19 protein-coding genes and 3 tRNA genes are annotated in these 25926 nt (G+C 32.7%); 10 read left to right on the top strand and 12 right to left on the bottom strand.

Annotated elements, in window-relative coordinates; translation table 11 throughout:
- Positions 1-25: 25 nt before the first annotated feature.
- The 4 genes from RH81_RS05435 to RH81_RS05420 are packed head-to-tail and all read right to left on the bottom strand — an operon-like array spanning position 26 to position 5540.
- The gene (locus RH81_RS05435) at positions 26-1486 is read right to left on the bottom strand and encodes a polysaccharide biosynthesis C-terminal domain-containing protein (RefSeq protein ID WP_033958825.1); all 1461 of its coding nucleotides are present in this window, start codon (positions 1484-1486) and stop codon (positions 26-28) included.
- Positions 1487-1512: 26 nt separating this feature from the next.
- Positions 1513-2802 (bottom strand): glycosyltransferase family 4 protein, encoded by a 1290-nt coding sequence (locus tag RH81_RS05430; protein WP_033958824.1) that lies wholly within the window; start codon positions 2800-2802, stop codon positions 1513-1515.
- On the bottom strand, positions 2789-5230 hold the full coding sequence (locus RH81_RS05425; RefSeq protein ID WP_033958822.1) for a YfhO family protein: 2442 nt from the start codon (positions 5228-5230) through the stop codon (positions 2789-2791). Before RH81_RS05425 ends, RH81_RS05430 begins: the two co-directional genes overlap by 14 nt.
- A 28-nt stretch (positions 5231-5258) precedes the next feature.
- The gene (locus RH81_RS05420; protein WP_033958820.1) at positions 5259-5540 is read right to left on the bottom strand and encodes a DUF4834 family protein; all 282 of its coding nucleotides are present in this window, start codon (positions 5538-5540) and stop codon (positions 5259-5261) included.
- A 102-nt stretch (positions 5541-5642) separates the two neighbouring features.
- Between RH81_RS05420 and RH81_RS05415 the strand changes: the two genes are divergently transcribed.
- The 6 genes from RH81_RS05415 to RH81_RS05390 are packed head-to-tail and all read left to right on the top strand — an operon-like array spanning position 5643 to position 11276.
- Positions 5643-6629, top strand: coding sequence for a transporter (locus tag RH81_RS05415; RefSeq protein WP_033958818.1), 987 nt, complete (start codon positions 5643-5645; stop codon positions 6627-6629).
- A gap of 12 nt (positions 6630-6641) precedes the next feature.
- A complete protein-coding gene (locus RH81_RS05410; RefSeq protein WP_033958816.1) occupies positions 6642-7763 on the top strand; it encodes a hypothetical protein in 1122 nt (373 codons plus the stop codon).
- 45 nt (positions 7764-7808) lie between these two features.
- Entirely contained in the window at positions 7809-8468 is a 660-nt protein-coding gene (locus RH81_RS05405; RefSeq protein ID WP_033958815.1) for a DUF4159 domain-containing protein, read from the top strand.
- A gap of 8 nt (positions 8469-8476) precedes the next feature.
- On the top strand, positions 8477-8980 hold the full coding sequence (locus tag RH81_RS05400; protein WP_033958808.1) for a TrmH family RNA methyltransferase: 504 nt from the start codon (positions 8477-8479) through the stop codon (positions 8978-8980).
- Between the two features lie 20 nt (positions 8981-9000).
- Positions 9001-10089, top strand: a complete 1089-nt coding sequence (locus RH81_RS05395; protein WP_033958805.1) for an AI-2E family transporter — start codon at positions 9001-9003, stop codon at positions 10087-10089.
- Between the two features lie 5 nt (positions 10090-10094).
- Positions 10095-11276, top strand: a complete 1182-nt coding sequence (locus RH81_RS05390; protein ID WP_033958802.1) for a class I SAM-dependent methyltransferase — start codon at positions 10095-10097, stop codon at positions 11274-11276.
- On the opposite strand, the gene RH81_RS05385 is transcribed toward RH81_RS05390, so the two are convergent.
- The 5 genes from RH81_RS05385 to RH81_RS05365 all read right to left on the bottom strand — a co-directional run bounded on the left by RH81_RS05385 (position 11263) and on the right by RH81_RS05365 (position 14337).
- Positions 11263-11688, bottom strand: a complete 426-nt coding sequence (locus RH81_RS05385) for a hypothetical protein (RefSeq protein WP_033958801.1) — start codon at positions 11686-11688, stop codon at positions 11263-11265. The genes RH81_RS05390 and RH81_RS05385 overlap by 14 nt on opposite strands.
- Before the next feature lie 186 nt (positions 11689-11874).
- Positions 11875-11948, bottom strand: a tRNA-Arg gene (locus tag RH81_RS05380).
- Positions 11949-12001: 53 nt separating this feature from the next.
- Positions 12002-12076 (bottom strand) — tRNA-Pro (locus RH81_RS05375).
- Positions 12077-12114: 38 nt separating this feature from the next.
- A tRNA-Ser gene (locus RH81_RS05370) sits at positions 12115-12203 on the bottom strand.
- 91 nt (positions 12204-12294) lie between these two features.
- Entirely contained in the window at positions 12295-14337 is a 2043-nt protein-coding gene (locus RH81_RS05365; protein ID WP_033958800.1) for an HD family phosphohydrolase, read from the bottom strand.
- 172 nt (positions 14338-14509) lie between these two features.
- Here RH81_RS05365 and RH81_RS05360 point away from each other — a divergent pair, with 172 nt between their 5' ends.
- Together RH81_RS05360 and RH81_RS05355 are read left to right on the top strand one after the other, a co-directional pair.
- On the top strand, positions 14510-15688 hold the full coding sequence (locus RH81_RS05360) for an acetyl-CoA C-acyltransferase (protein WP_033958933.1): 1179 nt from the start codon (positions 14510-14512) through the stop codon (positions 15686-15688).
- 9 nt (positions 15689-15697) lie between these two features.
- Positions 15698-16447 (top strand): C40 family peptidase, encoded by a 750-nt coding sequence (locus tag RH81_RS05355; protein WP_033958798.1) that lies wholly within the window; start codon positions 15698-15700, stop codon positions 16445-16447.
- A gap of 52 nt (positions 16448-16499) precedes the next feature.
- Here RH81_RS05355 and RH81_RS05350 read toward each other — a convergent pair whose 3' ends face one another.
- Entirely contained in the window at positions 16500-17765 is a 1266-nt protein-coding gene (locus RH81_RS05350) for a tetratricopeptide repeat protein (protein ID WP_033958797.1), read from the bottom strand.
- A 35-nt stretch (positions 17766-17800) separates the two neighbouring features.
- Complete coding sequence (gene gyrA, locus RH81_RS05345; RefSeq protein WP_033958794.1) at positions 17801-20347, bottom strand: DNA gyrase subunit A; 2547 nt, start codon at positions 20345-20347, stop codon at positions 17801-17803.
- A 257-nt stretch (positions 20348-20604) separates the two neighbouring features.
- Between gyrA and RH81_RS05340 the strand changes: the two genes are divergently transcribed.
- Positions 20605-23154: an ATP-dependent Clp protease ATP-binding subunit gene (locus RH81_RS05340; protein ID WP_033958792.1), complete on the top strand. Its 2550-nt coding sequence runs from the start codon at positions 20605-20607 to the stop codon at positions 23152-23154.
- 136 nt (positions 23155-23290) lie between these two features.
- A complete protein-coding gene (locus RH81_RS05335) occupies positions 23291-23620 on the top strand; it encodes a hypothetical protein (RefSeq protein WP_241478959.1) in 330 nt (109 codons plus the stop codon).
- A gap of 162 nt (positions 23621-23782) precedes the next feature.
- On the opposite strand, the gene RH81_RS05330 is transcribed toward RH81_RS05335, so the two are convergent.
- The coding region (locus tag RH81_RS05330) for a T9SS type A sorting domain-containing protein (protein WP_033958789.1) at positions 23783-25926 on the bottom strand (2144 nt) is incomplete at its 5' end.

Below are 25926 nucleotides of genomic sequence, written 5' to 3'. Positions count from 1 at the left end.
TTCCCGTTTATATAAGTTAGTTAAACTACTTTTTCAATTTTAGGTACTTATTAAACATCTCCGAAATATCTTCAGAAACATTAAGCTTATACACCAAAAGACCATACACTACTCCAACTAGTAAAGATTTCAATAAAATATTGATGTATGCATTAAATGGGAATTCCCAAAAATAGAATGTAAGAACACAAAGAATAAGTAAACCTGAAATCTTCAAAGTCTGCGTTGTAAATGGCAACATATCAAATTTCATTTTTACAAATACCACTTTTATAGTATTGTATACTACAACAGCTATTAAAGTTGCTAATGCAGAACCATTAATTCCATACAAAGGAATCAAAATAACATTGAGTATAATGGCACAAATAGCCAGTATCACACCAAACACAAGGACCATTCTATAGTAATCACTATTAAATAAAATAGCATTGTTATTTCCTAAAAGATTATCATAGAGTTTGGCAATACTAATTAAGAAAACAACAACAATTCCCCCAGAAAACTCTTCGGGAATAATATTATAGAGCTCGTTAATATTCAATACGATTAATAAGAAAATAAAGCCACTAATAATATATAAAGTTAGGGAACTACGCTCATATAAGTCATTGAGTTCTTCTCTATTATTATCGTTTATAAATTTAGCGGTTAATGGCATCATGATTTGATGCATCGCTCTCTGTGGCACTGCAATAACTGTTGCTATAAATGTAGCAACACTGTAATAAGCTATTTTTTCAATTTCAATATAGTTATTAAGCATAAACTTATCTATGTCTAATATCATAGTTGCAATAGAACCTGCAATAATTATTAGACTAGAGTATTTCAATATAGAACTAAGTCTATCAATTTTATTAAATCGAAAGACAGGAAGTCTAATATAAAAGGCATTTACTAGCATTGCTATCATTCTTAGTATATAAACTCCAACTAAGCCAATTAGGAATTGTTCAACAGCTATCCATTCAAAATACAATGCAAATAACAATATCATAACACCTACTCTATGAAAGACCTCTTTCATGAAGTTTCCAAACACTGTTTTCATTTGCACTTTTACCCAAGCAAAAAAGACTTCAAAATAAGCCATTGCAAATGCCGTAATAAGGATATACCAAAGGTAATCTTCAACAATGCCGTTTTTTTGCGATAACCAACTTGCAATAGAATCGTAACTTAAATAACCAATAATACCAATTGGAATTGTCAACGCTAATGGCAAAAACAACATCAATGTCATAAAACTATTAAGTGAGTTTTTGGTTTTAAATGTTGAATAATATTTGATCATTGTATTATGAACACCAAAAGCCATTAAAGGCATCATAATATTTGCTGTAGATAAGATATAAGCCACCAAACCATAGTATTGGTCGCTCATAAACTCGGTGTACAGGAATAAGGTATTAATAGCACCAAGCCCAAAACCAAGATAGGTAGTAATTGTGTTTTTAAACGACTGGTTAATGACTATTCCCATAAATTTAAAATTCTGAAATTTTAAAGCTAATCCTTAAGTAAATCGGCTAGTGACTTGGTTAATGCTTTTCTACTGTATTGCTGTAATCCAATTGCATTTACCGTCAATGAATTGGCTTTATAAGCCTCAAAGTACGATAAAATCTGAGATTTTATTATTTGCTTTTGATCATAGTAAAAATACTGACCTGTATTAGTCGACTTCAAAATCACTTCTACATCTGAGTCTTTCGGACCGACAGCAATGATAGGGGTTTCTGAAACCATATATTCAAACAATTTTCCAGGAATTATCACTTTGGTGTCTTCGGAATCGATTTCAACCAACAACAATAACCTAGAACTCATTTGTGCTTTTATTGCATTTTCATGAGACACATAACCTAGGGCTTTGACATTGTTAGCTAATCCAAACTGGTTAATAGTTTCCATAATATCATCACTAACAACTCCTATAAGTTGTAATTGAAATGCGTCTGAAAAAGATTGGTTTTCTTTTACTAACTCACTTAACGCTTCCCACAACTGTTTTGGATTACGTTCAGATAATAAAGAGCCAATATGAGCAATAGTGAATTTTGAATCCTTCTCTGGTCGTTCAATATGATGTGCGTCATAACCATTAGTAATCACTGTAATTGGTTGTTTCGTTTTTGCTGCAAATTCCTTTTTAGTGTTTTCGCTAGTAACTATAATTTGATCTGCAGTTTGAAGCACTTGAGACTCAAATTCTCTATGTTTTTTTGCGGATGACTTCGATAATTTTAATTGTTTGTGATAACCTATAGTTGTCCAAGGATCTCTAAAATCTGCATACCATTTGATATCTAATTTTTGCTTTAACTGAAGTCCGATGAGATGCAAACTATGTGGTGGTCCTGTTGTGATAATCGTATCTATTTGGTGTTTTGAAATATATTCTGAAAGAAACGATACCGAAGGCTTTATCCAATTTTTTCGCGCATCAGGAATAAAGAAATTACCACGAATGTAAAGCAATAACTTCTGGATAAATGTTTGTTTCATCTGCTTCGGAATCACACCAGAACTAATTTGCTTAGAACTCTTTTTAGACAACAGATTGGCTAAGCCATACGGTTCTTTAATGGTATGTTTTAAAATGGTAATCTCTTCAGAAATCTCATCTAACAAGCTCTCATCAATAATTGGGTAATTCGGGTTTTCTGGACAATATACAATAGGCTCTACACCGAATTCTGGAAGATATTTTACAAATTTCAACCATCGCTGAACTCCTGGGCCTCCAGCTGGTGGCCAATAGTACGTGATAATAAGTGCTTTTTTATGCACTTTCATTGGTTTTCTTTTTAAACTCTACAAACAATCCTCCTAGCAGTAACAATCCGAAAAGTATAGAGCTTGCCAATGCAATGCTACTTCCTGTTTTTACGACTTGTGGTTCAAACTTAAATTCAATATTATGTTCTCCTGAAGGAATTTCTAATCCTCTTAATACATAATTTACACGTTGGTGTGGCACTTCTTTTCCATCTAAATAAGCTTGCCAACCTTTTCCATAATGCATTTCAGAAAACACAGCATAGCCTACGCTATTATTAGATGAAATATATTTTAAATAATTTGGCTTGTATTCTGTCAGTTTAATGCTGCCTGTAGAATCAACAATGAATTGTTTTGTACTTAAGGCTTCAGATGTTGTAATCGCTTTAATGCTTGTATTTAAACTATCTAGCTTTTGAATTTCTTCATTAGCACTACTCACCTTCTCTAAAGAGCTTACGAACCAAGCATTACCATTAGCATCTTCATTTTCATATGGAAAGACCTGACCTTCTTCTTCAGCTATGATGAATTTTGTATTAAGCATGTTCAATACATTCATATTGTTTCGAGAAATATGAAAATCGTACAATTCATCAAAACGTTTCAATTTGGCCGCATGATAACCATTTAATGAATTATGAAAGTATGCTGCTTTTGCTGGAGCTCTACTACCTTCTTCAGAGATATCTAAAACTCTAAAATGACCATCGTCTTTCAAAATTTGTAGATCTGCCGCATTAGCTTGGTATGGCTTAGTAACTTTTATTGCAGAAACGAAGTTATCATTATTTACATAACGTCTATCAACTCCAACTAAATCAAATAAAATCAAAGCGGCAAACACAACAACTACTATAGTTTCTGAAAGCTTCTTTCTTAAGAACATAAAAATCGTTCCAGCTGACAATAACACTAAAACTAGCGTACGCAACGTATCTAGTGTAAAAAATGATTTTCGGTCTTCTCGTAAAGCATCAACAAATGCTTCTCCATATTGACCATAGGTTTGTCTGTAATAACCATCATTAGCACCTACAAAATCGAAAGTCCCTTTAAATACTAAGAAAAGTAAAGCAAGTCCTCCAGCTATTAATGCCGAAAATTTTAAGGCTTTCAGTTTATCTTCATCCTTTTCATACTGATTGAACAATCGTGATAATCCGAAAATAGCGAGAACAGGAATACATAATTCAAGAACGACCTGAATTGAACTTACTGCTCTAAACTTGTTATATAACGGCACATAATCAATAAAGAAGTTGGTTATAAAGGCAAATGGTTCGCTATCTCCATAAGATAAAATCAAGGATAATAAACTACCTCCAACTAGCCACCATTTCAGTCTGCCTTTTACTAAGAATAATGCAAAAACAAACAAAAACAGAACTACCGCTCCAACGTAAGCCGGAGCTTCAACAATGGTTTGATCTCCCCAATATGTTGGCGAATTTTTTACTTCATTTAGGGCTTCTATCGGACTTGCACCAATGTTAGTATAAAATTTATATAACTCGGAATCCTTACCAACATCTTCTCCACTACCACCTCCTAAAAACCTAGGAATAAATAAGTTAAACGTTTCTTTAAGTCCGTAACTATATTCGGTAATGTATTCTTTACTCAAACCAGAAGTCACTTCCCTTGGAGAACCATCAGGATTAATGGTTAATTCGCTTTTACCACGTGTGCTTTCTTTTACATATTCTTGAGTTGCTAACACATTAGTAGCATTTAAGGCAACAGAAAGTATCACCGCAACAACCAAAATACCAACAGTCTTAAAGAAATGTGGTAATAGCTGTTTTCTATATGCATCAATAAGGTATGCGATTCCTAAAACAATAACCAACAACATTAAATAATACGTCATTTGGAAATGATTCGCACAGATTTCAAGAGCCAATGCAACTGTTGTTAATAAGAAACCTAAAACGTATTTTTTACGGAATGTGAGTACAATTCCAGCAAGTACTAATGGCATATATGCAATAGCATGTGCTTTACTATTATGACCAACACCAAGAATAATAATGAGATAGGTTGAAAATCCAAAAGCCAAGGCTCCAAGCGCTGCTAATTTATATTCAACTTTTAATACAAGTAAAAGCACATAAAACCCTAAAAAATAAATAAATAGATAATCTGCTGGTCTTGGTAAAAATCGAAGTGATAAATCTAATTTCTTAATGTAGTTATGTGGGTATTTTGCTCCTAATTGATAGGTTGGCATACCTCCAAAAGCACTATTTGTCCAATACGTTTCTTCGCCAGATTGTACTTTAAAATCTTTCTGTTGTTTAGACATGCCAATATAGTGCATGATATCACTTTGAAAGATTTGCTTTCCTTGTAAAACAGGACTAAAATAAGCTAAAGAAATAACCACAAAACCAATTAAAACTAAAAGATGTGGAATGAATTTTTTAAAAGATAATGGCATGGAATAGAATTATCAATGAGGTCGAAATTTACTCAATTTCTTCGTAATCTACGTACTCACCTACACTTTTATCTGAAGATTTATGTTGTTGAGGAACTTTATCTATAACAGTCTCTCCTTCCTTTTGTTTAGGATTTTGAGCCTGTTGTTGCTGCTGAAACTGTCCTCCAAATTTTTGTTGCATCTTTTTAGACATATATCGTAAAAAATATGGTGCAAAAAGACGTGTTAAAATCTTGATACCATAATATACCAAAAGGATAATTAAAATCGTTCTAAAAAAACCCACGAATGATGCTGTTTGTAACATAAATAGATATTTAGACAAAAATACAATTATAAGGATTTAAAAACAGTTATAAATACTTAAAAAAAATATAAAATCTCTATATTTGAATTAAATCAAAAGCCTATGAATTTCATCAAAATATCCTTTACCTTACTCCTAGTTTTTGCTACCCAATCCATTTTTGCTCAATACACCGAAGTTATAAACTCCAATAGACCTGGAGTTTCTAGAAGCGCTTTTTCAGTGGGTACAAATGTTGCTCAATTAGAAGTTGGACCTTATATTATTAAAGAAGAACATACACCTTTAAAGTATGAAGTATCTGGTTTTGGAGTTGATTTTGCTGCTCGTTATGGTCTGCTTTTTGAAGAGTTAGAAATCAATATTGAAGGAATTTATCAAAACGATACTAAAACTGATAATAGAGGATTTATTGCTTTTGAAGATAAACGTTCTAATTTTAAAAACTTCACTATTGGTGCAAAATACCTCGTATACGATCCTTATAAAAATGCAGAAGAAGAAAAACCTAACTTATATAGTTATCATGCCAACAGAACGTTTAAATGGAATTCTTTAATTCCAGCTGTAGCCGTTTATGCTGGTGCAAATTTTGACACAAAGAATAATTCATATTTACCTCCAGACGTAGAAGGCTTTAGTCCTAAAGTTATGATTGCTACTCAAAACAATTTTTCAGGTGGTTGGGTATTTATTATGAATTTAATAAAAGATCGAATTGGAACCGATTTCTCTGAATTCCAATACATACTTACACTAACGCACTCTTTCAATCCTCAATGGGTTATTTTTGCCGAAACACAAGGAATTGACAGCGAATATTATGCTGATAATTTATTTCGTTTTGGAGGTGCTTATTTATGGAGTAAAGACTTTCAGCTGGACACAGCAGTAACATTAAACACTAAAGACACACCTACAGTATTTAGCGTTAATTTAGGGATTTCTTACCGACTTGATTTTCATAAAGACAAGGAAATTGACAATGGAAACTCAAGAGAAGATGCTGATAAGAGAAAACCAAAAAAGAAAAAAGGCAAAAAAAAGAAAAAAGATAATGCTGACTTTGATGATGACGGAAGTCTTTAATCTTGAAATTATATGATTACAGTAAAAGAAATCTATTCTAAGAAGGATCTAAAGAAATTTGTCAAATTTCCTTTTGGACTTTATAAAGACTCAAAGCCTTGGGTTCCTCCAATTATAAGTCAAGAGTTACAAACTTTTGACAAAAACAAGAATCCAATTTTTCAGGATGCTGATGCTCGATTTTTTCTTGCTTACAAAGACAATACATTAGTTGGTCGCGTAGCTGCAATTATTAATTGGCTTGAAGTAGATGGGCAAAACCAAAAGAAAATGCGTTTTGGTTGGTTTGATTTTATTGATGATTTGGAAGTTTCAAAAGCATTGCTAAAAGAAGTTGAAAGCATCGGTAAAGCAAATAACTTAGAATATACTGAAGGACCTGTTGGGTTTTCAAACTTAGATAAGGTTGGTGTCATAACTGAAGGATTTGAAGCTATTGCACCTATGGTTACGTGGTACAATCATCCTTATTATGTAAAACATTATGAAGCTTTAGGCTATCAACCTGAGAAAACATACGTTGAGAGCACATTCCCTTTTGAAAATGTTAAGCCAGAATTTTTCGCAAAAGCTCAAGAATTAATTAAACGACGTTACAGTTTAACAGCTTTAAAATTCACGAAAACGGAAGAAGTCATGCCTTATGTAGATAAGATGTTTGACTTATTTAATGCGAGTTATGCTTCACTTTCTTCTTTTGTGAAAATTACTGATATTCAAAAGGAATACTTCAAGAAAAAATTTATAAGCTTTATAAATCCTGATTACATCAAATTTGTTGTAGACAAAGATGACAATCTAGTTGGCTTTGCTATTGTTATGCCAGGTTTTTCGAATGCACTAAAAAAGGCAAATGGTAAATTATTCCCTTTTGGGTTTAGGCATATTTTAGATGCAAAAAAGAATAATAAAGATATTATTTTTTACCTCATTGGTATCCTTCCTGAATATCAAAACAAAGGTGTTCATGCTGTTATTTTTAATGAATATTACGAAACTTTCAAAGATTTAGGAATGGAAACCTGCTATAGAACTCCTGAATTAGAAGATAACGAGGCCATTCAGAAAATCTGGAAACATTTTGACCCAGTTGTATACAGACGCAGAAAAACATTTAGAAAAAACCTTAATTAACGTTAAAAGCACGTATTGGTACTTGTTATTTTATATTTTTGAGATATGCCTAAACTCTTTAAAACTTTATTTCTTTCTATAATTTTTATAGGATTCATTAATTTGAGTTCTAAAGCTCAAGATTTAGCCATTGTTAAATATAAAGGTGGAGGTGATTGGTATAGCAATCCTACAGCGTTACCCAATTTAATTAGTTATTGTAATGCGAATATTAACACTAAAATGAATCCTAAGCCGGAAACTGTTGATGTAGGTAGTGTCGATATTTTTCAGTTTCCTATGTTACATATGACAGGTCATGGCAATGTCTTTTTTAGTGATGAAGATGCCGAAAACCTTCGTAATTACTTAATCTCTGGTGGTTTTCTTCATATTGATGATAATTATGGCATGGAACCTTATATCAAGAAAGAATTGAAAAAAGTGTTTCCTAATCAAGAATTAATAGAATTACCAGGAACTCACGAAATTTTCAGTGCAGCCTATCCTTTTCCAAATGGATTACCTAAAATTCACGAACACGATGGCAAACGACCTCAAGCTTTTGGACTATTTCATGAAAGTAGATTAGTATTACTATTTACTTTTGAAAGTGATTTAGGCGATGGTTGGGAAGATCCTGAAGTGCATAACGATCCTCCTGGAGTTAGAGAAAAAGCCCTTAAAATGGGTGCTAACATTGTGAAATATGCGTTTGAGAACTAAGTATATTCATGAAACAACTTGACCACTACTCCACATCGTTTACTAAACGAACATTTCCAATTACTTTAGTATGTGAAAATGTTACGAATGCGCCTAATGTAGGTAGTTTGTTCAGAACGGCTGATGCATTTGGTATAGAAAAACTAGTGTTGTGTGGTGAGCATATTCCGCTTGGACGAAAAATGAATAAAACATCTAGAGCAACTGAAAAATCTGTAAGTTTTGAGGTTTTCGACACTGCTCTTGAAGTTGTAACTCAACTTAAGAATAAAGGCTATCAAATCATTGTACTAGAAATAACTGACACTAGCAAAGCCTTACACATATATCAGTTTTCCAATGAACAACCTATTGCTCTTATTATTGGTGATGAGAAATTTGGGGTTTCAGAAGCGATATTGAGTTTATCAGATAGTACCCTTCATGTAGAAATGTTTGGTCAAAATAGTAGTATGAATGTTGTTCAAGCAACTTCAGTGGCTTTATACGAAATTACCAAGCAATTCTTATAACAGTTTTATATCTTTAGACTATGGATTCAAAAATCATTGCAAACGGCATATTAAGAGCATTCGCTATTTTAATAGGTGTTTGCCTCATACTATTCTTTTTATATAAAATTCAATCTGTAATCGTATACATTGCCATTGCAGCAGTGATTTCTCTTATTGGAAGACCTATTGTACTGTTTTTAAGACGTAAACTAAAGTTCAATAATACGATTGCCGTAATTGTGACTATGGTTTTATTTATCGGTCTATTACTCGGACTTATTAGAATGTTTATTCCATTAGTAGTAGAGCAAGGTCAAAACTTATCACTCCTAGATATTGATGAATTACAACTAAACGCTGAAAATCTTTACTCAGAAATCACAACTCATTTTGGGTTGACCAAAGTCGATGTCGAGCAATCCATAAAAGACTCAGGTATGCTTTCGAAATTAGATTATTCAATATTACCTGATTTTTTAAACTCGTTTATTGGAGGATTAGGAAGCTCACTTATTGGTTTGTTTTCGGTTTTATTCATTTCATTTTTCTTCTTAAAAGATAGTCGTCTTTTTGAAAGTGGACTTATTACGTTTATTCCAGACTCTAAAGAATCTCGTTGGAAAAACTCATCTGAAAAAATCAAAGATTTGCTATCAAGATACTTTGTAGGCTTGATATTTCAAATTCTTATACTCTTTGTTATTTATACAATTGTATTACTGCTTTTTGGAATTGATAACGCCATAGTGATTGCTTTTTTATGCGCATTACTAAACCTTATTCCTTATGTTGGACCATTAGTTAGTGGTGTCTTGATGATTGTATTAACCATGTCAAGCAACTTAGGGGAGAGCTTCAGTGCCGTAATTCTACCAAAAACTACATATGTAATGATTGGCTTTGTAATTGCTCAATTAGTAGATAATTTTTTCAGTCAGCCATTTATTTTTTCAAAGAGTGTGAAGTCTCATCCTCTTGAAATATTTTTAGTAATCATAATCGCGGGACTGCTATTTGGAATAGTAGGAATGATAGTAGCAATACCAACTTACACTGCTATAAAAGTGATTTTAAAAGAGTTTCTTTCAGAAAACAAAGTAGTACAAAAACTAACAAAAGATCTCTAATCCAATTGAATCAAGACATTCTACATACTGAGGTTCAATCGTATATTAATTCCCATCTCAATGAAGAGGTCACAAAGCTATTATTAAAAGGAAAACAAATTCATAATGTTAATACAAAAGCTATTGTTGAGCAAATTGAAGCCAAACGAAAGAGCAAAAACAAATTGCCAACATGGTTTGGCACTGAGAGTATTTATTTTCCTAACAAGCTTAATATAGAGCAAACGTCTTCAGAAATTACTGCTAAATATAAGTCTGAATTAATTTCTGGAAATCGAATTATTGATATCACAGGTGGATATGGTATTGATTGTCATTACTTCTCCAAACGATTTACTAAGGTCATTCATTGCGAAATAAACAAAGAGCTCTCTCAGATTGTAGCATATAATTCAAAATTATTACAGACTAATAATATAGATTTTGTTCCAACGGATGGTATTGACTTTATTAAAAGTAATGATGAGAGTTTCGATTGGATATATATTGATCCATCAAGAAGACATGACCAAAAGGGTAAAGTTTTTTTTCTTGAAGATTGTTTACCAAATGTACCTAAGAATCTAGATTTTCTCTTTTCAAAAACAGAGCAGATCATGATAAAAACATCTCCTCTTTTAGATATTTCAATTGGACTAAACGAATTAAAACATGTTGAATCCATTCATATTGTCTCAGTAAAAAATGAAGTCAAAGAATTATTATGGATTCTAAAAAAAGAATATTGTGATAATATCAAAGTTTGTGCAGTAGACATAGTTAATGACAAACAAGAAAAATTTAGTTATGATTTAGGTGAAGAACAAATTACTAAACCAACGTATAGCCAACCGCTTTCATTTTTATATGAACCAAACGTTGCTATTTATAAATCTGGAGCTTTTAAACTTATGTCATCAAAATTAGGAATTCATAAATTGCATAGTAATAGCCATCTCTATACTTCTGAAGATCTAATTTTGTTTCCGGGAAGACGGTTTAAAATAAATAAAATAATGCCCTATAATAAACAACTCCTTAAAAAAGAGTTGTCTACTAAGGCAAATATTACTACTAGAAATTTTCCTGAAACGGTTCAGTATATTCGAAAAAAGCTTGGTATTAAAGAAGGAGGTAACAGTTACCTTTTCTTTACCACAAATCTTTTAAACGAAAAAATAGTTTTATTCTGTTCTAAAGTTGAGTAGGCACGTCTGTGTCTAAATGATTGAATTCATCAATTGCAACTTCATAAACCATACAATTTCCCATATCAATTTTTATCTCTTTACTAGAAGCTGAAGTGCTAACAATAAATGTTGTTACACCATCAGGAAATGTCAATACTGGTGAGCTATCACCAATTGCAACTCCATAAGAATGTGTCATTAAAAGTCCAAACTGATCAAATACTTCAAAATCAGCAGGCAATAAACTATTATTAGTTAATATAGCCTGAGGATCTTGACTAGTACAGAGAACATCTGGTACTTCAACATCGGTTGTTTCTTCTTGAGTAATTAAAGAATCTTCTTGAATTGTATCTGTTGATTCAACAGAACAATTAGCACATGTAAGAATAACAATTGCGCAAGCAATTGCTTTAAGTAGGTTTTTCATTGGTTTGGGGTTTAATGAAAATTATAGTACAAATGTAGTTTAAATAAAATCAATAACACATTATTTTATCGATTAAATGTTTCATTTTTTCGACGAAATGCATGTTTTCAATTCAATTATCGACGAAATGCATGTATAATTCGACTAAAAACAAAAAAGACCTAACATTTCTGTTAAGTCTTTTTGTGAGCCCGACAGGATTCGAACCTGTGACCGCCTCCTTAGAAGGGAGGTGCTCTATCCAGCTGAGCTACGAGCCCGTAACTCTTAAAATCAAAATAATAAATTATCTTGAGTATTGTAAAATAATTAGTCGGAGTGGCAGGATTCGAACCTGCGACCTCCGCGTCCCAAACGCGGCGCGATAACCGGGCTACGCTACACTCCGAATTGGTTATCTAGTTAATAAATTTCTAATGAAATTTGCGGAGAGACAGGGATTCGAACCCTGGGTACCTATTTCTAGGTACGACGATTTAGCAAACCGCTCCTTTCGGCCACTCAGGCACCTCTCCTTTTGTATATGAACTTTGCAATAAATTGCGGATGCAAATGTAACTTATCATTACAAAGAACGCAACTATTTTTTTAACTTTTTTTAAAAAATTATTCTGGGTATTCGATCCTCAAATGGAAGATGTTGGCTAGCTTAGTTTTAAGGACTTTCTTGATAGATTGTATCTCTTTAAACGTAATATTTGCATTCAAAAACTGCCCATCATCCATTTGTTTTGCAATTATTGATTCTACAAACTTATCTATTTTAGTAGAAGAAGGTTCCTTTAGACTTTTAGATGCAGCTTCAACACTATCGCACATCATTAAAATCGCGGTTTCTTTACTATATGGCTTTGGTCCTGGATATCTAAAATCACTATCAGAAATCGTGCTATCTAGCTCCTTCTCTTTCATATAAAAGTAATATACCATACTTGTACCATGATGTGTTCTAATAAAATCAATAACCCGATCTGGTAAATTATTTTTCTTGGCAATTTCTATTCCATCTATAACATGATCAATAATAATCTTTGCACTTTCTCGAGAAGAAAGTTCATCATGAGGATTAATTCCGGTCGCCTGATTTTCTGTAAAATAAGTAGGTGATTTCATTTTACCAATATCGTGATATAAAGCTCCTACTCTAACCAACATGGCATTTGCTCCAATTTCATTGGCAGAGGCTTCTGCTAAATTTGCTACATTTAATGAATGGTGAAACGTACCAGGTGCTTTATTCGAAAGTTCTTTTAATAACTTAGTATTTGTATCTGAAAGTTCTAAAAGAGATACATCAGACACCAAACCAAATAACTTCTCATAAATGTATATTAACGGTTGGACAAACAATGTTGCTAAACCACATAAAATAAAAAGCCCGAAAGTTTCCAATTTCAGGTTTGTTATATTCCCTTCGTGTATAACAAAAAATGCAAAATATGCTATTATATAAATCAATGTAATTTGACCTACAGATATAAATAGATTAGCACGTTTATATAATTCTGAAACAGTTAATATCGTTACTATACCTGCTATAATTTGAAGAAACATATATTCGTAACTATTAGGAACAATAAAGCCCAATAATAGTACTGTTAGTACGTGTGCAAACAATCCTAATCGCGCATCAAAAAAAGCTTTTAATACTAATGGTAGAATACATAACGGAATAACATATACTTGCGCAGAGTTGTAGTTTATAATCAAGGTTGTCAATAGAATCATCAACAAAATATTGAAGAAAATAAAAGTGACCTTAGTATTATCTAAAAAGACATCAATCCTATACTTTCTTAAAAAAAGCAAGAGCATTAAGAGTGCCAAAGCAACTAATAAAGCGTATGCGAAAATGACTAAATTATAATTTGATTCATTCCAAACTTGAGACTCATACTCGGCTTCCAACGATTTTAAAATATCAAATTTATTTCCTTCAACAATTTCTCCTTTAGAAATTATCAAAGTCTCTTTTTCAATACTTCCCCTCACTCTGGAAATACTATTTAATTCTTCAAGGAGTGAATTTTCTGTAAGTGATGAATTAAGAGAAACATTAGAAGAAACGATATCAAAAAACAAAGATATAAAGGTCGTTTCATAAGAGGACAAATCGTTATAAACTAAAGCATCTTCTAGGATTTTCCTGAACTCTCCAATCTCAGTCAACTGTCCAAAAGTTCCTTTAGCAATCTGTTTTTGATCCTCTACTAAAATTATATTTTTATCTTCAGAATACTTATAATTCTCGTCAAGTACTCCAAAAATATATAAATTCTCAATTGCAGACTTCCCTACATCATATAGTACTTTTTTATTAGGTATTGTATCAGAAAATTTATCTTCAAATTTGATATTGTATGTATCAAAAACTTCAGATTTTAATTTAGTATTAATATCAAAATATATTGAACTAGCTTCTTTAATTTCCGTCTCTTCAATCTCAATTTCATCTAAAGACTTTTTGATTGCAAAATCAAATGGAGCATATAAGTTTTCCGACTGCCAAGGCTTTCCTTTATCAAAATTATATTTAAATTTTCCGCTTTTAGGAAATAGGTACACAATTAAAAAGGTAGTACTCAAAAACAAAAGCACTTTATATAAAAGTGAATGATTTTTATACCATTTATTTATTAAATCTTCCATCTTGTGTATTAAGGAGTTACAAATACCTTTAAGTCAATGAATATTTGTCTTAGTTTGTATTCATTCAAAAGTAATAAAATTAATAGATTAAACTTTTGATGTTCTCAATTTGATAGCAAAAAATCTATTAAAATTGATTAATTTTACGGCAAATAACACAAAAGGAATAGAAATGAGTAAAGAAGTCGTAATTGTTTCAGCAGCAAGAACACCAATTGGAAGCTTTTTAGGTGCTTTATCAACAGTTCCTGCTCCAAAACTTGGTGCTACTGCAATAAAAGGAGCGTTAGATAAAATAAATTTAAAACCAGAAATGGTTCAGGAAGTATTAATGGGCAATGTTGTTCAAGCAGGTACAGGTCAAGCTCCTGCTAGACAAGCAGCAATTTATGCTGGAGTTCCAGATACTGTTCCTTGTACAACGATTAACAAAGTATGTGCTTCTGGAATGAAAGCTGTAATGCAAGCCGCACAATCTATTGCATTAGGTGATGCAGATATTATTGTTGCTGGCGGAATGGAAAACATGAGTTTAATACCACATTATTACCATGCAAGAACTGGAACTAAGTTTGGTCCTGCTTCTATGGAAGATGGTATGCAAAAAGATGGATTGGTAGATGCTTATGATAAAAATGCAATGGGAGTTTGTGCTGATGCATGTGCTACAGAACATAATTTCTCACGTGAAGATCAAGATGCTTATGCTATTCAATCATATAATCGTTCAGCTGCGGCTTGGGAAGCAGGCAAATTTGATAATGAAGTTGTACCTGTTGAAGTGCCTCAACGTCGTGGTGATGCTGTAATAGTATCTAAAGATGAAGAATATAGCAATGTTAGAATGGATAAAATACCAGCATTACGTCCAGCTTTCACAAAAGAAGGAACAGTAACAGCTGCAAACGCTTCTACTATTAATGATGGAGCTGGAGCTGTGGTACTAATGAGCAAGGAGAAAGCTGAAGAATTAGGATTAAAACCTTTGGCAACTATAAAAAGTTATGCTGACGCAGCACACGAACCAAAATGGTTTACAACTGCACCATCGAAAGCTTTACCAAAAGCATTAGATAAAGCTGGAATTTCAATTGACGATGTAGATTTTTTTGAATTCAATGAGGCTTTTGCAGTTGTAGGTTTAGCAAACATGAAACTTTTAGGACTAAATGATAGTAATATAAATGTAAATGGAGGAGCTGTTTCCTTAGGACACCCTTTGGGATGTTCTGGTGTTAGAATTTTGATTACTTTGTTAAATGTATTAGAACAAAATAATGCTAAAATTGGAGCTGCTACTATTTGTAATGGTGGTGGTGGTGCTTCTGCTGTAGTATTAGAACGCAATTAATTTATCTTAATGCAATACGGAATTTGTAATCTGAGTATTGTTCCACTTAGAGTTGAACCTAATGACCCTTGTGAGTTAGTCTCTCAAGTGCTTTATGGTGAAATTTTCAAGGTCTTAGAACAACGTAAATCTTGGAGTCGAATTCGTTTAGCTCATGACAAATATGAAGGTTGGATTGACAACAAACAGTATTTAGAAATTACTGAAGAAGACTACAAGTCTATTAAGAGTGAAGATCATTTGCTTTCTAATGATTTAGTAGAATATATTGAAGATGAAAACCAACAATTATATACCATTCCACTTGGGGCTTCTTTAAATGCTTTAGGTTTATTAAACCATACCTTTGATGGGAAGACGTCATCTATAAAACAACCAAAAGAAAACTTGATAAAAACAGCATTCATGTATTTGAATGCACCCTATCTTTGGGGAGGAAAAACACCTTTCGGAATTGATTGTTCTGGTTTCACCCAAATGGTATATAAACTAAACGGCTACAATTTACTGCGTGATGCCTCTCAACAAGCTTCTCAAGGCCTAGCCTTAAGTTTTATTGAAGAAAGTGAGCCTGGAGATTTAGCATTTTTTGATAATAGTGAGGGACAAATAATTCACGTCGGAATTATTATGGAAAACAATTATATCATCCATGCACATGGTAAAGTTAGAATTGATCGTTTAGACCATTCTGGTATTTATAACATTGATAAGAAATCACATACTCATAAGCTCAGGGTTATCAAAAAAATAATATAAAAAAAGCCACTCAGTTTAGAGTGGCTTTTTTTATATCGAATAAATATATTAACTATTCTTTAATCCTTCCTTTATACATTTTAGCTTTATCAACATCACCAATAGCCAAATAGATATTGTTTAGTTGCTGAAAAATACTATTACTACCATTAGGATTGTTTTCTAAAAACTGAATTAAAATATTTGCACCTTCTTGAAACAAATCAACTTTTTGCGCTTTTAACACATCGTATCTTTCAAAATCGGCACTAGATGTACCAAGGCTATTCATTTCTTCAACAAGCTTATTTCCTTCATCAATAAATGTTGTAGAAATATTGATCGCAGCATCTTGCATTGAAGGATCTAATTCTAAAGCTTTACTAAAAGATTTTCTAGCTGATTCAAAATCACCTTCTTTCATTGTCATTACTCCAACATTATAACGAAGTGTTGGATTGACTGGATCCTTCAATGTAGCTTCTTCCATTAAGCTTTTAAACTTATCATTGTTTCCTAATTTCAACTCAATGTTAGCTTCAGAAATAATAAGTGATACATCGTCAGGATTTTCAGCTCTAGCTTCCTTAATTGCCGCTGTTGCCTTTTCATCTTCACCTTTACTAATGTAAATAAGTGCTATATTTTTAATAATCTCACCAGATCTTGAATCTGTTTTCTTTTGTTTTGGAACAATATGACTTCCTGCCTTAAGTGCAAAATCTCTTAAAGATTTATTATCAAAGTTTTCTGGTTCTCCTGTTTCCTTGTTTGTTGCAGAGTATTCCAACTCAATACCAGTATATCCTATATCTCTAAGTTCTTTATATAGGGTTAAAGAAACATCATAATCTTGAGCGGTAACTGCAGTAGATGCTGCATAATAAAGGTACAATGTGTCTTTAGTAGACATACGGTATGCTTTATTGAAACCGTCAGAAGACTTCATGAATTGCTTGGCTTGTAAAGCTGTGTTAGCTGAAGTAAGAAAATTAGCTAACATGGTCTTCTTCATTTCTTCTACATTTGAAGAATATTTGATTTTCCCAGCTTTAGATTCAATATCTTTTACCATATTAAAACTTACAATAGCTTCATCTGTATCTTCATTAGATCCAGCTCCATTTGCATATAAAGATTGACCTTTTAAAAAATAAAATTTTGCTTTTGTCTTATCATCTGCTGAGCCAATAAGTGACTCTGCCGATTGTATTGCTGCTTTCGCATCTGCGAAATTTTTGTTTTTAATTGCTTTTTCTGCAGCTTTTAGTTCATTTTTCTGAGAAAAGGAAATAGTACTTACTAAAAGTGCTAAAGCAATTATAATTTGCTTTTTCATTATTACTTTGTTTTATTAGGTGTTAATTATTGTTATTATTCTTCTTCGTTATTATCAAGAGTTGTGCCATCCTCATTAACATCTTGAATATCAGCGTCATCTTCATTTAATTCTTCCTCATCATCTTTCATCACCTTGGCCACAGCTGCAATAGAATCGCTTCCTTTAAGGTTGATTAATTTCACACCTTGTGTAGCACGACCCATAACTCTTAAATCGTTTACTGCCATTCTTATAGCAATACCAGATTTATTAATAATCATTAAATCGTCTTCATCTGTTACAGTCTTGATCGCTACTAAATCTCCTGTTTTTTCAGTAATTGAGATGGTTTTGACACCTTTCCCTCCACGGTTTGTAATTCTGTAAACTGCTTCTCCATCTTCTGGATCATCAATATACGTTCTTTTCCCGTATCCTTTTCCTGAAACAACAAGTACAGATTCTTCTTGAGGATTCTCAACAGTTACCATTCCGATAACTTCATCTTTGTCATGTGCTAATCTAATTCCTCTAACACCTGAAGCGTTTCTTCCCATTGGACGAGTCTTAGCTTCTTCAAATCTAATAGCTTTACCAGATTTAAGTGCAAGCATTACTTGACTGTTTCCTGTAGTTAATTTTGCTTCTAGTAACTCATCACCCTCCTTAATTGTAATTGCATTAATACCATTAGTTCTCGGACGAGAATATTGTTCTAAAGATGTTTTCTTAACCTGACCATTCTTAGTCGCCATAATAACATAATGACTATTAATGTAATCTTCATCCTTTAAGTCTTGAGTACAAATGAAGGCCATCACCTTATCATCTTGCTCAATATTGATTAGATTTTGGATTGCTCTTCCTTTAGACGTTTTACTTCCTTCTGGAATTTCATAAACTCGCATCCAGAAACATTTTCCTTTTTGCGTAAAGAATAACATGTATTGATGGTTTGTACCAACAAATAAATGTTCTAAGAAATCTTCATTTCTAGTCGTCGATGCTTTTTGACCAACTCCTCCTCTATTTTGAGTTTTATATTCTGTAAGTGATGTTCTTTTGATGTAACCTGCATGAGAAATAGTAATTACTACTTGCTCATCTGGAATCATATCTTCGATACTTAAATCTCCACCAGCATATTCTATTAAAGAACGACGATCATCACCATATTTATCTTTAACAACTGAAAGTTCATCTTTGATGATATTCATACGACGTTCTTTTTTATCAAGAATGTCTTTTAAGTCTTCAATAGTTTTCATCAATTCTTCGTACTCAGTACGAAGTTTGTCTTGTTCTAGTCCAGTTAATTGACGTAATCGCATTTCTACAATTGCTTTCGCTTGAATTTCTGAAAGTTCAAAACGTTCAATTAATTTTGCTCTAGCTTCATCAGCATTTGCCGATGCTCTTATAAGTGCAATAACTTCATCAATATTATCTGAAGCAATAATTAATCCTTCTAAGATATGTGCTCTCTCTTCTGCTTTACGTAATTCGTATTTAGTACGTCTAACAACTACCTCATGTCTGTGCTCCACGAAATAATGAATCATCTCTTTAAGATTCAATAATTGCGGACGTCCATTAACTAAGGCAATGTTATTAACACTAAATGAAGATTGTAATGCTGTATATTTATACAACATATTCAATACGATATTTGGAATAGCATCACGTTTTAATATATAAACGATACGCATTCCATTTCTATCAGACTCATCTCTAATTAAAGAAATTCCATCAATCTTTTTATCATTAATAAGATCAGCAGTTTTCTTAATCATATCAGCTTTATTAACCTGATATGGTATTTCAGTAACTATAATAGTTTCTCTGCCTTGTACTTCTTCAATAACAGCTTTTCCTCTCATGACAATTCGTCCACGACCTGTCTTAAAAGCTTCGCGAACACCATCGTATCCATAAATCGTTCCTCCCGTTGGAAAATCTGGTGCTTTTACATGAGTAATAAGTTCATCTATTTCAATGTCATTATTTTCAATGTAAGCTATAGTTCCATCAACAACTTCACTTAAATTGTGAGGTGGCATATTAGTAGCCATACCAACAGCAATACCAGATGCACCATTAACTAAAAGACCTGGTATACGCGTAGGCAATACCGTAGGTTCTTGTAAAGTGTCATCAAAATTTAACTTATGATCAACTGTTTCCTTATCAATATCTGCAAGCATATCTTCAGATATCTTACGCATACGTGCTTCTGTATAACGCATTGCTGCAGGACTATCGCCATCAATAGAACCAAAGTTTCCTTGACCATCAACTAACATATATCGTAAACTCCATTCTTGAGCCATACGTACCATCGCATCATAAACAGAAGTGTCACCATGTGGATGATACTTACCAAGTACTTCCCCAACAATTCTAGCCGACTTTTTGTGGGCTGTATTAGATCTAACACCTAGTTCATGCATACCATATAATACACGTCTGTGAACAGGTTTTAAACCGTCTCTTACATCTGGTAATGCACGTGACACAATGACTGACATTGAATAATCAATGTAAGCCGATTTCATTTCATCTTCTATGTTAATAGGGATTACTTTTTCTCCTTCTGTCATAAATAAAATTATTAGATTTTTTGTAGGTTTTACAAACACGCTAAGATAACCAATTTCATAGTGTTTGCAGAACCTTTAAAACCCTTTTTTAATATTTTTTATTAACAAAATTTGTAACCTTTTTTTAATAAGTTAGTGGTTAAAAACTTTGATTTTGTAAAGTTTTTTTAGACTATTAGACTATTAATATATATTAAGGTATAGTTTTTGCCTTTTTATACTTGTTTTTACTATTTTTAAAGCAGAAAGAGTTTACTATGGATGATAATTTTTCCCCAAGAGTTAAAGATGTAATTGCGTTTAGCAAAGAAGAAGCTTTACGGCTAGGTCACGATTTTATAGGTACCGAACATTTAATGTTAGGCTTACTTCGCGATGGTAGTGGAAAGGCAATAGATATATTAAGTGCTTTAGATATTGATTTAAATCATTTAAGACGAAAAGTTGAAATTCTTAGTCCCGCAAATCCTAATATTACAGTAACATCTAATGAGAAGAAAAATCTTCACCTTACTAGACAAGCTGAGCGTGCCTTAAAAACTACTTTTTTAGAAGCTAAACTTTTTCAAAGTACTTCTATAAATACAGCTCACCTATTATTATGTATTTTAAGAAACGAAAACGATCCTACTACAAAACTTTTAAACAAGTTAAAAGTAGATTATGATAATGTTAAAGAACAATTTAAATTTATGATAACAAACGAAGATGATTTTATAGATGAGCCAAAATCAGAATCTTTTTCTGATGATGAGCCGATTGAAGACGACGAAGCAAAACAAAATCCTTTTGGTCAAACGGGTTCAAAGTCTGCGAAAAAGTCTAAAACACCTGTTTTAGACAACTTCGGAAGAGACCTTACTGTTATGGCTGAAGAAGGCAAGTTAGATCCCGTTGTAGGTCGAGAAAAAGAAATACAACGTGTGTCACAAATTTTAAGTAGACGCAAAAAAAACAATCCATTATTAATTGGAGAACCTGGTGTTGGTAAATCTGCCATTGCTGAAGGTCTAGCACTTAGAATTGTAAAGCGTAAAGTATCTCGAATTCTTTTTAATAAACGTGTAGTTACATTAGATTTAGCAAGTTTGGTTGCTGGAACAAAATATAGAGGTCAGTTTGAAGAACGTATGAAAGCCGTAATGAACGAGCTTGAAAAAAATGATGATATCATTCTATTTATTGACGAAATCCATACCATAGTTGGTGCTGGAGGCGCAACAGGTAGTTTAGATGCTTCAAACATGTTTAAGCCAGCTTTAGCGAGAGGTGAAATCCAATGTATTGGTGCTACTACACTTGATGAATACAGGCAATACATCGAAAAAGATGGTGCATTAGAACGTCGTTTTCAAAAAGTAATTGTTGAACCTACAACTGTTGAAGAAACTATTGAAATCCTTAATAATATTAAAGGAAAATACGAGGAACATCACAATGTTGAATATACAGACGAAGCTATTAAAGCTTGTGTAAAATTGACGAATAGATATATGACTGAACGCTTTCTTCCAGACAAAGCTATTGACGCATTAGATGAAGCTGGATCTAGAGTTCATATTACAAATATTGATGTTCCAAAACAAATCTTAGAGCTCGAAAAAAAACTTGAAGAAGTAAAAGAAACTAAAAATACTGTTGTTAAAAAACAAAAGTATGAAGAGGCAGCTAAGCTCAGAGATGATGAAAAACGTTTAGAAAAAGACTTAGCTTTAGCTCAAGAAAAATGGGAAGAAGAAACAAAACAACACAAAGAAATTGTATCGGAAGACAATGTTGCAGATGTGGTTTCAATGATGACTGGAATTCCTGTAAATAGAATTGCACAAACTGAAAGCAATAAATTAGCTCAATTACCAGAATTAATAAAAGGAAAAGTTATTGGTCAGGACGAAGCCGTAGCAAAGGTTGTTAAAGCTATTCAGCGTAATCGTGCTGGACTTAAAGATCCAAATAAGCCAATTGGTTCATTTATCTTTTTAGGGCAAACTGGTGTCGGTAAAACGCAATTAGCCAAAGTATTAGCTCGGGAATTATTTGATAGTGATGATGCTTTAGTGCGAATAGATATGAGTGAGTATATGGAGAAATTTGCCATTTCTAGACTTATAGGAGCTCCTCCAGGATATGTTGGTTATGAAGAAGGTGGTCAACTTACTGAAAAAGTTAGACGTAAGCCTTATGCTGTTATTCTTCTTGATGAAATAGAAAAAGCGCATCCAGATGTGTTCAACATGTTACTTCAAGTTCTTGATGACGGTTATCTTACTGATAGTTTAGGTCGTAAAATTGATTTTAGAAATACAATTATAATTATGACGTCGAATATTGGGGCTAGAAAACTGAAAGACTTCGGTCAAGGTGTTGGTTTTGGTACTTCAGCAAAAGTAGCTCAAGCTACTGACAACTCAAGAAGTATAATTGAAAATGCACTTAAAAAAGCCTTTGCTCCTGAATTCTTAAATCGTATTGATGATGTGATGGTCTTTAATGTATTAGAGAAAAAGCATATTAATAAGATTATTGATATAGAATTAGCATTCTTGATAGAACGTATCAAAGATTTAGGCTACGAACTTAAATTAAGTACCAAAGCTAAAGATTATATAGCCGAAAAGGGATTTGATCAACAATATGGGGCAAGACCTCTAAAACGAGCTATACAGAAGTATATAGAAGACGCATTGGCTGAAGAAATAATTAATTCTCAATTGCATGATGGAGATACAATTATTATGGATTTAGATGCTAAGTCTGATGAATTAACTATTAAAATTGAGAAACCAAAAAAGAAAACTGAATCTTAATAGTATTACTTAAAATTAAAACGCCTTGAAATTTCAAGGCGTTTTTTTTTGCTTTCCATTGAAGTTATTACTAACTTTAGATATGACTGATGTGTTAAAATATGATTTTTGCACGATGCACATTTATGATTACTATATGATAGTAGTTATCAATGAAGGCGTTACAGTAACCCCTGAGCATAATAAAGTTTTATTAAATGTTGCTGATACCTACTTTACAAACACAAATTTTGTTTATATCACACATCGTTTACATTCTTACGCAGTAGATCCTGCCATTTATAATGAAACGTCTAAAATTAAAAACCTAGCAGGATTCTGTGTTGTTTCTTCAGATTACAAAGCTAAGCGCAATGCCGAAATAGAAAAACTCTTCTTAAATAAACCCTTTGAGATATTTGATACTATAGATGAAGCCACAACTTGGGCAAACTCTATTATAAATTTATCACATAAACAATCGTAATATATTTTTTAGTTCTATTATTCTTATCTCAAGACAACCCACAAATAAAAACCACACAATCTATCGAATGCTACTTAGTTCAAACTAAAGCAAAAAAAGGCAGCTATTTCTAGCTGCCTTTTATATATACCCTTAGGAAATTCCCTAATTATTTTAATCTATTTACTTCTTACCTGAAGATACTATCTTCTTAGTAACTGTACCTTGATTAGTCGTTAACTTCACATAGAATACTTGACTAGAAGTTCTTGATAGATCAAATGTAGTTCTACCTTTTGAACCTGAAACATATCTAGTGTTTGTTTCTGATAATACTAATAAACCTTTAGTATCAAAGAACTCAATAGTTACGTTTGTTCTATAATCAAACTCATATGTAAGAGTTACCTCATTATCAAATGGTACTGGGAACGCTTTAAAGTCGATTTTAACTTCTTCTTGGTTGACTTTAGATTCTGGATCTCTGTCAGTTGGAAAGAATTCAAAATTCTCTTCCATTGAAGCTGCTTGTTCTCTTGCAATTTCTCCTGCAGTAGTCCAAGTGTATGTTACAGAACATTCTCCAACATTACCACAATCATCACTTGCGTAGAATGTACGTGTGAATTCATACTCAATAGTAGAGTTAGACTGTCCACACTCAACAATTAATGCTTTGTTATGACCGTTAACACTTTCTACGTACCAATCTTCAGATACACATGATGGTAAACCATCAACCATTGGTCCATAACCAAGTTCTTCTCCATTACGAACTATACTATAGTCTTGATAAATATTATTGAAGTAGAAAATCATTTCAAAGTTACCATACTGAGGTAATAAATTACCTGCGTAATCTGTTACATGACCAGTATAATAAGGAGCATCATTAACTATTCCTGCTGGTGAATCACCAAAAGTTAAGATGTAACCTTCTTCAAAGATAAATCTGAATTCTGATCCAACCTGCGAACCACTTCCAGGAACTGCAGTAATCTCACTATCTGTGAAATCAGTAGTTTCACCAGAAGCACTACAGTTATCTGTATAAGGTGCTTTATTAGCAAAATTAGTTGGAACTTCAGTTACAAGACCAAAGTCTTCATCTTTTGCACAATCAATAACTGGAGCCATAGTATCACTAACTGTGATTGTTTGTGTATGTGTAGCCACATTACCACAAGCATCAGTTGCTTCCCATGTACGAACAATTGTTCTATTACAGTTATTTTGACCGTTAGTTTCGAAATTAGGATTTTCAACACAATCAGATAATGCGATATTGAAATCACCATTACTGTTATAAGTTGATCCGTTGTAATCTCCTTGAATTCTAATCCAAGTTGACACTCCTAAACCATTGCTCTGTAAACTTGCTTTCTGACCATATTGTAATCCAAACACTAAGTTAGAAGGATTATGAGATAGAGATAACTCTACTCCTGCATAATCACCTTGTCCAACTAATTTGTTGTCTTTAGACTCATCCATTAGATAATATGTCCAAGTTTGAGCATCATCTAATGTTGCTCCATTAGTAGTACCAGCATTTAATTTAGGCTGACGGTATCCAGTTGAAGATTCTGCATTAGGAGTAGAAGTCCACTCATTATACGTACTTGCATCTTTAAACCATACTACAAATTGGAATATCTGATTAGAGTTATCAACATTTGCTGAAGTACCTGTCAACTTAGCTGTACCATTTGAGAATTGCTCAAATGAAGTTGCTTGAGTTGCAGTCCAGTTCTTACTGCTTGCTCCTAAACCTGATTTGTTAGAAATCCATAATGTATGGTTACCAGCATCATCAGCTTTACATTCTCTTGAAGTTATTTCTTCCTCAGGAGTATATTCTACAGTTGCATCTGAACACGTATCACTAGCGGTTAATATTGCTGCCTCAGGAATATCACTACCACATTCGATAGTCATATTTTGAGGTAACTCCCCATTAAATGTTGGCGCAGTATTGTCAATTACTTTAATAGTCTGTTTAGCAGTAATTTCTACACCACAAGACACATAAGAGAAATTAACTTCAAATGTACCACAGCTACCTTCAAATTGTTCTGCAATACCTTGAACTTCTCCATTGATTCCACAAGGACCTTCAATACCATTACTGTATCCTAAACTTTCAGGAACATAAGAACCTAAATCTTCACAAGTAATATCTGCATTTTCTATTGAATAGAATACTGGTGTTGGTGCTGGATCAACGTTTATTACGTATGGTCCTGCTACTAAGTCACGCTCACATAAATCCTTACCATTGTAAGTAATTGTGATTGTTCCTCCACATGATGTGTAATCTTTTACTA

This window comes from Psychroserpens jangbogonensis (assembly GCF_000797465.1).
GTDB classification, from domain to species: Bacteria; Bacteroidota; Bacteroidia; order Flavobacteriales; family Flavobacteriaceae; genus Psychroserpens; species Psychroserpens jangbogonensis.
This window is presented reverse-complemented; position numbering and strand designations above follow the sequence as displayed.